The organism is Pseudomonas folii, assembly GCF_014357575.1.
Taxonomy (GTDB): domain Bacteria; phylum Pseudomonadota; class Gammaproteobacteria; order Pseudomonadales; family Pseudomonadaceae; genus Aquipseudomonas; species Aquipseudomonas folii.
Genome location: NZ_JACONW010000210.1, coordinates 1 through 7,198, shown reverse-complemented (window position 1 = coordinate 7,198; position 7,198 = coordinate 1). Strand labels below are relative to the sequence as shown.

Annotated in this window: 6 protein-coding genes; all 6 read right to left on the bottom strand. The window is 61.5% G+C overall.

Going from position 1 to position 7,198, the window contains the following annotated elements; translation table 11 throughout:
• Nucleotides 1-10: 10 nt before the first annotated feature.
• Genes H8S59_RS25120 through H8S59_RS25095 form a run of 6 tightly spaced genes read right to left on the bottom strand, consistent with a single transcriptional unit; the run spans nt 11 to nt 6,867 of the window.
• On the bottom strand, nt 11-1,672 hold the full coding sequence (locus tag H8S59_RS25120; RefSeq protein ID WP_187523183.1) for a BatD family protein: 1,662 nt from the start codon (nt 1,670-1,672) through the stop codon (nt 11-13).
• Nucleotides 1,669-3,408 carry a VWA domain-containing protein gene (locus tag H8S59_RS25115; RefSeq protein WP_187523182.1) on the bottom strand — a complete coding sequence of 580 codons (1,740 nt, stop codon included), beginning with the start codon at nt 3,406-3,408 and terminating at the stop codon, nt 1,669-1,671. The genes H8S59_RS25120 and H8S59_RS25115 overlap by 4 nt, the downstream gene beginning before the upstream one ends.
• Nucleotides 3,405-4,475 (bottom strand): vWA domain-containing protein, encoded by a 1,071-nt coding sequence (locus H8S59_RS25110; RefSeq protein ID WP_187523181.1) that lies wholly within the window; start codon nt 4,473-4,475, stop codon nt 3,405-3,407. Before H8S59_RS25110 ends, H8S59_RS25115 begins: the two co-directional genes overlap by 4 nt.
• Nucleotides 4,468-4,962, bottom strand: a complete 495-nt coding sequence (locus tag H8S59_RS25105; RefSeq protein WP_187523180.1) for a DUF4381 domain-containing protein — start codon at nt 4,960-4,962, stop codon at nt 4,468-4,470. Before H8S59_RS25105 ends, H8S59_RS25110 begins: the two co-directional genes overlap by 8 nt.
• Nucleotides 4,959-5,903, bottom strand: a complete 945-nt coding sequence (locus tag H8S59_RS25100; protein WP_095093613.1) for a DUF58 domain-containing protein — start codon at nt 5,901-5,903, stop codon at nt 4,959-4,961. The genes H8S59_RS25105 and H8S59_RS25100 overlap by 4 nt, the downstream gene beginning before the upstream one ends.
• A 4-nt stretch (nt 5,904-5,907) precedes the next feature.
• On the bottom strand, nt 5,908-6,867 hold the full coding sequence (locus H8S59_RS25095; protein ID WP_095093321.1) for an AAA family ATPase: 960 nt from the start codon (nt 6,865-6,867) through the stop codon (nt 5,908-5,910).
• Nucleotides 6,868-7,198: the final 331 nt, after the last annotated feature.

Sequence of the window (7,198 nt, the reverse complement as noted above, 5' to 3'; positions counted from 1 at the left end):
AGGGTCGAAATCATTTCGGATACAACGGCGGCAGGCTCTGCTCGGCCGTCGGGTCCTGAATATTTTCGGCGGCGGGCAGGGTGCGTACTGCTCGCCATAGTTGTTCTCCCAGCCATAGCTGGCCGGTTTCGCTGTACAGCGCGCCATTGAGGCCGTCCAGTGCGTCGGACAGCGGCACGAAGCGGGCGGCCATGTCGGCCAGGGTTTCCGGTTGCTGCCGCGCCCAGGCGTCCAGTGCCTGTCGAGTCGCTTGCGGGTCGTTGGCGAGGCAAGCGCGCTTGAGGTCATCCAGCACCGTACGCGGGCTGGGGCCGGTTTGCACGGCGCGGGCGACGGCGGGCTGACTGCGGGCACGCCACCAGAGTACAAAACCGATCAGCGTCGTGAAGGCAAAAAACAGTGTGCTCATCTGCCACGGCCAGACGGGCGGGCCGATCACCGTAACGCCGTTCAAATCACTGCTGACCGGTGTGTCCACTGCCAGACTCGGGTTGATACTGATTTGCAAGGTTCGGGCGGGCAGGCTGGTGTGTTCCAGATGGTCTTCCAGGGTGTTCCACCAGACCACGTCCACGCTCGGTAAATCAATGGCACCCGGGCGAGTCGGCACCAGTGCCTCACGTTCTTCACGGGTGCCGATCAGGCCGCGATCGCTGGTTACGTTGGCCAGTTTGGGCTGGTCCGGATAACGTCGCAGGGCGCTGACTTCAGTGGCGGGCAAGGGCGGCAGTTGCGCGCCGGACAAGCCTTCGACTTTGACGGTCATGGTGCGGGTCAGGGAATCGCCCACCTGACTGTGGCCGGGTTCCGGGCTCCAGCTTTCACTGAGGTTGACACTGCGCGCGGGCAACCACGGCGCGTCGGCCGGGTAGTTGGCGGGCTTGGGCTTGACCGTCAAAGGCAGCTTTGCAGAACTGACGCGCATGACCTTGCCCGGCTGTGGCCCGAAAGGCGTGCCTGGCTCGTTGTTCGACGGGCCGTCACTGTTGGGTTGGACCAAGGTGGCGCTGAATGTCTGCGGCGGGATCACCAGCGTGCCGCTCTGTTGCGGATAAATGGCGTAGCGCATCTCGATCACGCCGTGACGGATGCCGTTGATGAGCTTTTCATAGGTGCGCGAATCGCCGAGTTTTTCGACTCGCGCTTCAGGCACTTCCAGCGGGCTCAGGTTGCTGTCATCGAACAGCGACACCGAGTGATAGACGCGCAGGGTCAATACGGCCTGGGCCTGGACATAAACGTTGTCTTTATCCAGGGTCGCTTCAACGAACACCGGCGCCTGTTGGCTGGCGTGATCCGGGTTGTCGCTTTGCATGACTTGCAGGGTGATCGGCTGGCTTTTCAACGCGCCCAGTTGCAGGGAAGGCACCTCCACCGAGCCGGTCTGTTTCGGCAGCAGCGTGATGATCCAGCGCGTGGTTGCCTGATTGCCGCCATCCAGCGTGTTGAGTCGGTTGATCTGACGAGTGCCACCGACGTCAAAGCTACCCTCAAGGGCGCTCAGGTCAGGTTTGCCGAACTGGGTGACGTCGCTGGTTTCCAGGGTCAGCTCCACTGTTTCCCCGGAGTTGAGTCGCGTGCGGTCGACACTCGCCACCAGTTCCGCAGCCTGATTGGGCAGCGCAACGAGGCCGAGCATCAAGCCGAACAATAGGGTGGAGACGCGACTCATTGGGTTTTTTCCTGACGCTGCTGTTGTTCGTACCAGAATTTACGCCGTAGCAGCTCGCCGGGATCATCCGGGATCTGCCGCAGCCATTGCTCCAGCGCCTGACGCCGTTCGCCATTGATGTTGCCGTCGGCGGGCCGGATCGGTGGCCGGGTGGTTTCCTCGTCATCCATGGGTGAGCCGGATTGCGGATTGCCTTTGGTCTGCGCAGACGACTCTCCGGGTGATGGTTCACCATCGGCACTGTTTGCTTCGGCAGACTCGGTTGCTTGCTGGTTCTCGGAGCGTTGACTGGCAGCGGCCTGATTCTGCGGGTTCTCGCCGTCGTTATCGTCGTCGCGGGTTTGAGCCTGATCAGCGTCATCAGGTTCCGCGGCTTTCTTCTGTTCCAGTGCTTCCTCCACCAGCGCTTTGTTTTGCAGCGCAGCCCGCAAGTCTGGCTGACTTTCCAGCGCCTGCTCATAAGCGTCCAGCGCTGCCTCCAGATCGCCGTTGCGCGCCAGCGCATTGCCGCGATTGTAATGGTCGGCGGCGCTGCTGCCCTCGGCAAAACGCTGGGCGGCGCTGGCGTAGTCTCCGGCCTGGTAGAGGGCGATGCCTTTCCACTGTGGATTTTCGAAGTGTTGTGCGGCTTCGGCAGGGCGTTGCTGTTCAAGCAGTTGCTGGCCTTGTTGGTCGGGACGTAACCACAGATCGGCAAAGTCGAAGGCGTAGCTGTTTTGCGGCAGCACCAGCAGCAGTGGCAGGCACAGCAACCAGCCCCGACGCCCGGCGCAGGCGGCCAACAGCAACAGTGGCAGCAGGAACCAGTAACCCTGATCTGTCCAGCTGTCGAGCTGGATCATTTGCCCGTCGCTTTGCACCTGTCTCGGGCTGTCCAGCAAACCCAGCTCCCGTAGATCGTGATCGTCCATGCGCAACTGCCGGTACTGGCCGCCGACTTGCCCGGCGAAGTCCGTGAGGCTGGCGCTGTCCAGACGCGGCAGTAGAATTGCCCCTTGGTCGTCTTTGAGCAGACCGCCTTTTTCCTGCTCGACCGGTGCGCCTTCCGCCGTGCCGACACCGAGAATCAGCAGTGGCGGGGATTGGCCAGCCAAAGCCTGGCGGATGCCCTGACGCTCCTGCTCGCTCAATGACGAACCGATCAACAGCAAACGCCCGCGCCCCAGTTCGCCTTGCTTGAGCAGGGCCAGCGCTTTATGTACGGCCAGATCGGCACGATGTCCGGCCTGGGGCATGATCGACGGTTTGACTGCATCCAGCAGGTTGCGAATTGTGATCTGATCGTCGGAGAGCGGCACTAGCGTGTGGGCGCTGCCGGAGTAGACGATAATCGCCGTTTGCGAGTCGCTGCGCGCCTGCAACAAGTCCAGCAGCTTGCGCCGGGCTTGTTCCAGCCGGGTTGGCGGGGCGTCGGTGGCGAGCATTTCCGGAGTCAACTCCAGCAGCACCACCAATGGATCAACCGGCTTCTGGCTCAGTTGTTCAACCCGCTGCCAGCCGGGGCCGAGCAATGCGAGCAGCGCCAGCAGCCAGGCAACGCCGAGCACCACCCAAGGTTTTTTACTGTCGCGACCACGGCCGCCGCTGAGCAACACAGAATGGAACGCTGCGGGCAGAATCATTTGCCAGCGCCCGGCACGTTTCTGTCGGTGCCAGAGTTGCCAAAGCAGCCAGCCCAGCAACGGCAGAAGCAGTAACCACCAAGGGCGAAACCAGTGCGGCCAGAGCGCAATCATCGGCGACGCCCCAGACGCTGGACGCGCTGCCGCCAGTGCTGAGCGTCGCGGATGAAACGCTGGCGATTGAGCAGTCGATGCAGGGGGTTGTTCGGCCAGCGCTCATGCACTACCAGCAACACGCTGAACAGCATCGCCAACGCCAGCGGCCATTGATAAAGCGCGTGAGCCGGGCGAGCCTGAGTCTGTTGCTGGGCTACGGGCTCCAGCGCGTCGAGGGTCTGGCGAATTTTTTCCAACTGATCGCCATCCCGTGCGCGGAAGTACTGGCCGCCGGTCAACTGGGCGATTTCCTTGAGGGTTGGCTCATCCAGGTCCAGGCTGGGGTTCATCCCGAGCATACTCAGCGAACCCTCTTTATTCGGGTCCGAGCCGATGCCGATGGTGTAAATCTTCACTTGCTGCTCAGCTGCAAGCCGCGCAGCGGTCACCGGATCAATCTGCCCGCCGTTATTGGCGCCGTCGGTGACCAGCACCAGAACGCGACTCTGGGCCGGGCGCAGCCGCAGGCGTTTCAGAGCGAGGCCAATGGCGTCGCCAATCGCTGTGTTTTTACCAGCAATGCCGATTCGTGCTTCATCCAGCCACACGCGCACGGTGTGGCGGTCGAACGTCAGTGGGGCTTGCACGAATGCCTGGCTGCCAAACAGGATCAGCCCGACGCGATCACCCTTACGGCCTTGCAGAAAATCGCCCAGCAGATGCTGAACCAGCACCAGACGGCTGACATCGTCGTTCTTCCACTCCATGTCCGGATAATCCATGGAGCCGGAAACATCCACCGCCACCAGCAGATCGCGTCCGCTCGACGGCAAAGGCAACGGTTCTCCGAGCCATTGCGGGCGGGCAGCAGCTACCAGCAGCAACAGCCAGATCAGAATGAACGGCAATTGCTGACGCCAGCCGGGCAGGGCGACCTTGGCCCTTCTTCCGACCAGCTCTTCGAGATCACCGAGGAAGCTGACCTTGAGCGCCGCTTCGCCACTGTCGGCGGTCGGCAGCATCAAGCGCATCAGCCACGGCAACGGCAGCAGGGCGAAAATCCAGGGCCAGGCGAACTCAAACATGTTTGCGAATCCAGGTTTCAACGGATTGCGTCAGGCCATTGATGGCCTTGTCGTCGAGTTTGCATTCGGGTTTGTATGCGCCTTCCACCAATACCATCCAGCGAGTCAGGCCCGCGGCAGGGCAGCGGTTGTCGAGGAAAGCCAGCCATTTGCGGCCATTCAGCGTATGGCTCTGGCTGTACGGATAATGGTTGCGACACAGTCTTTTCAGCAGGCCGTTGATTTGCTGCAGCCATGCGCCTGCGGGAGCCCCGTCGTACGGTTTTGGCATGTTGGCCAGTTCGGTCAGCGCCGCAACGCGCACCGGGTCCAGTGGCTGTTCTGCGCGGCGAACCCGGGTCTTCACCGGCAACATATGCCGCATCCGCCACAATCCCCAACCGGCCAGGGGAATCAACAGCAGCAGTAACCACCAGCCCGGTGCCAGCGGCCAGAAGCCCACGGCGGGCGGCGCTATCAGCGGTTGCAGTTGATCCAGCGGGTTCATTTGCGTTTCACCGGGCGCTGGGCGCTGAGGTATTCACGCAGTTGCTCGACCATTTCCTGCTGCGTGTTCAGCGGCATCAGAAGCACGCGCAATTTCTTCGCAAGCATTTCCCAGCGGTCTTTACGTGCTTCACCCTGAGCGCGGTAGGCCTGACGCAGCTCGGGGTTCAAGGTGTCCATTTCAAGCTGCGCGCCGCGCTCGGCAAAGCGCAGCAGGCCGGAAGCGGGCAGGGCGTGATCCAGCGGATCGGACAGCGGCAACAGCAGCAGATCGCAATGCCGGGACAGCAGGCTCAGTTGCTGTTCGGCGGCATCAGACAATGCGCGCTCGTCACACAGCACGATCACCAGACTGCCCGGCCGCAGCACTTCCCGAGCGCGGCGCAAGGCAATGCCGAACGCATCGCGGTCGGCAGCGGTTTCAGTGTGCAGCGACTGGTTGACCCGCACCAAGCGGTTGAGCAACTGCAGCAGGCTTTGCTTGCTGCGCCGTGGTTTGATTTCGTAATGCTCGTTGTCGCCAAACACCAGGCCACCCACCCGGTCGTTGTGGATCAACGCCGCCCAGCCGATCAACGCCGCAGCCTGGGCGGCGAGCACTGATTTGAACATCAGGCCGGAGCCGAAAAACAGCCTGCGGCTTTGCTCGACCAGGATAAAAATCGGTCGTTCGCGTTCTTCGTGGAACAGCTTGGTGTGCGGCTCCTGAGTGCGGGCCGTCACTCGCCAGTCAATGCTGCGGACGTCATCCCCCGCCTGATAAACCCGCACCTGATCGAAATCCACACCCCGACCGCGCAGCTTGGAATGGTGCAGGCCAATCAACGGGCTGCGCTGGCTCGGGGTGGAGAACAGCTGGACTTCGCGGACGCGATGACGCATTTCGATCAGCTCTGTGAGGCTGACGCGAATACCCGGCTGGGTGATCAGGTTGGGTTGCATGGCTTCACGCAACAGCCACGACATCAAGAATGCGCTGGATCACCCGATCCTGATCGATCCCTGCGGCTTCCGCCTCGAACGACAGGATGATCCGGTGGCGTAATACGTCGAACAGGACTGCCTGAATATCTTCCGGGCTGACGAAATCCCGCCCGGCCAGCCAGGCGTGGGCCCGCGCACAGCGATCCAGAGCAATAGAGCCACGGGGGCTGGCGCCATAAGAAATCCACTCGGCCATTTCCGCGTCGAACTTGGCCGGGTTGCGGGTCGCCATGACCAGTTGCACCAGGTATTCCTCCACCGCATCGGCCATGTATAGCCCAAGGATTTCCTTGCGCGCGGCGAAAATCGCCTGCTGGCTGACCCGGCGTTCTGGTTTGGTCTCACCATTCAGCGCTTCGCCACGGGCCTGGGCCAGAATCTTGCGTTCCACCGAAGCGTCCGGGAAACCGATCTTGACGTGCATCAGGAAACGGTCGAGTTGGGCTTCAGGCAGCGGATAGGTGCCTTCCTGCTCGATGGGGTTCTGGGTGGCCATGACCAGGAACAGTGGCGACAGGTCGTACGTACTGCGTCCCACGCTGACCTGACGCTCGGCCATGGCTTCAAGCAGTGCTGACTGGACCTTGGCGGGCGCACGGTTGATTTCGTCCGCCAGTACCAGATTGTGGAAGATCGGACCCTGTTGGAAGACGAAGCTGCCGGTTTCCGGACGATAGATCTCGGTGCCGGTGATGTCGGCAGGCAGCAGGTCGGGAGTGAACTGGATGCGGTGGAATTGTGCTTCGATGCCTTCTGCCAGTTCCTTGATCGCTTTGGTCTTGGCCAGACCGGGAGCCCCTTCGACGAGCATGTGGCCGTCGGCGAGCAGAGCGATCAAGAGACGTTCGATCAGTTTTTCCTGACCGAGGATCTGCGTGGAAAGAAAGGTTCGCAGCGCTATCAGCGCTTCACGATGTTCCATCGGTGACTGTTCCTGGCAGGTAATCAGCGGCGTCAATCAACGCCGAAGCTGGGGGCGATACTTTAATCCATAGAGGGGCCTGGCGACTAACGGCTCTGGGGTTTTTTGTGTGGTTTTGAGGATAACGCTACAAAGCTTGAGGATTTTTCCTACGGAATTGGGGGTGTAGGGCTTGGCGGTGCTTCTTAATGTTGTGTACATATCCGTTGGCGGGGTAGCGGCTGGTATTGGTTGCGCTTTTACAGCGCCTCACTTTTGAAAGCGCAAAAGTAAGCAAAACGCTCTTGCCCCATCACTCGGTCCCTCGCCTAGGCTCGGGATGCCCGCCCGC

Coding starts and splice junctions, on each gene's coding strand:
- H8S59_RS25120 (WP_187523183.1), bottom strand. CDS start 1,672: ATGAGTCGCGTCTCCACCCTATTGTTCGGCTTGATGCTCGGCCTCGTT.
- H8S59_RS25115 (WP_187523182.1), bottom strand. CDS start 3,408: ATGATTGCGCTCTGGCCGCACTGGTTTCGCCCTTGGTGGTTACTGCTT.
- H8S59_RS25110 (WP_187523181.1), bottom strand. CDS start 4,475: ATGTTTGAGTTCGCCTGGCCCTGGATTTTCGCCCTGCTGCCGTTGCCG.
- H8S59_RS25105 (WP_187523180.1), bottom strand. CDS start 4,962: ATGAACCCGCTGGATCAACTGCAACCGCTGATAGCGCCGCCCGCCGTG.
- H8S59_RS25100 (WP_095093613.1), bottom strand. CDS start 5,903: ATGCAACCCAACCTGATCACCCAGCCGGGTATTCGCGTCAGCCTCACA.
- H8S59_RS25095 (WP_095093321.1), bottom strand. CDS start 6,867: ATGGAACATCGTGAAGCGCTGATAGCGCTGCGAACCTTTCTTTCCACG.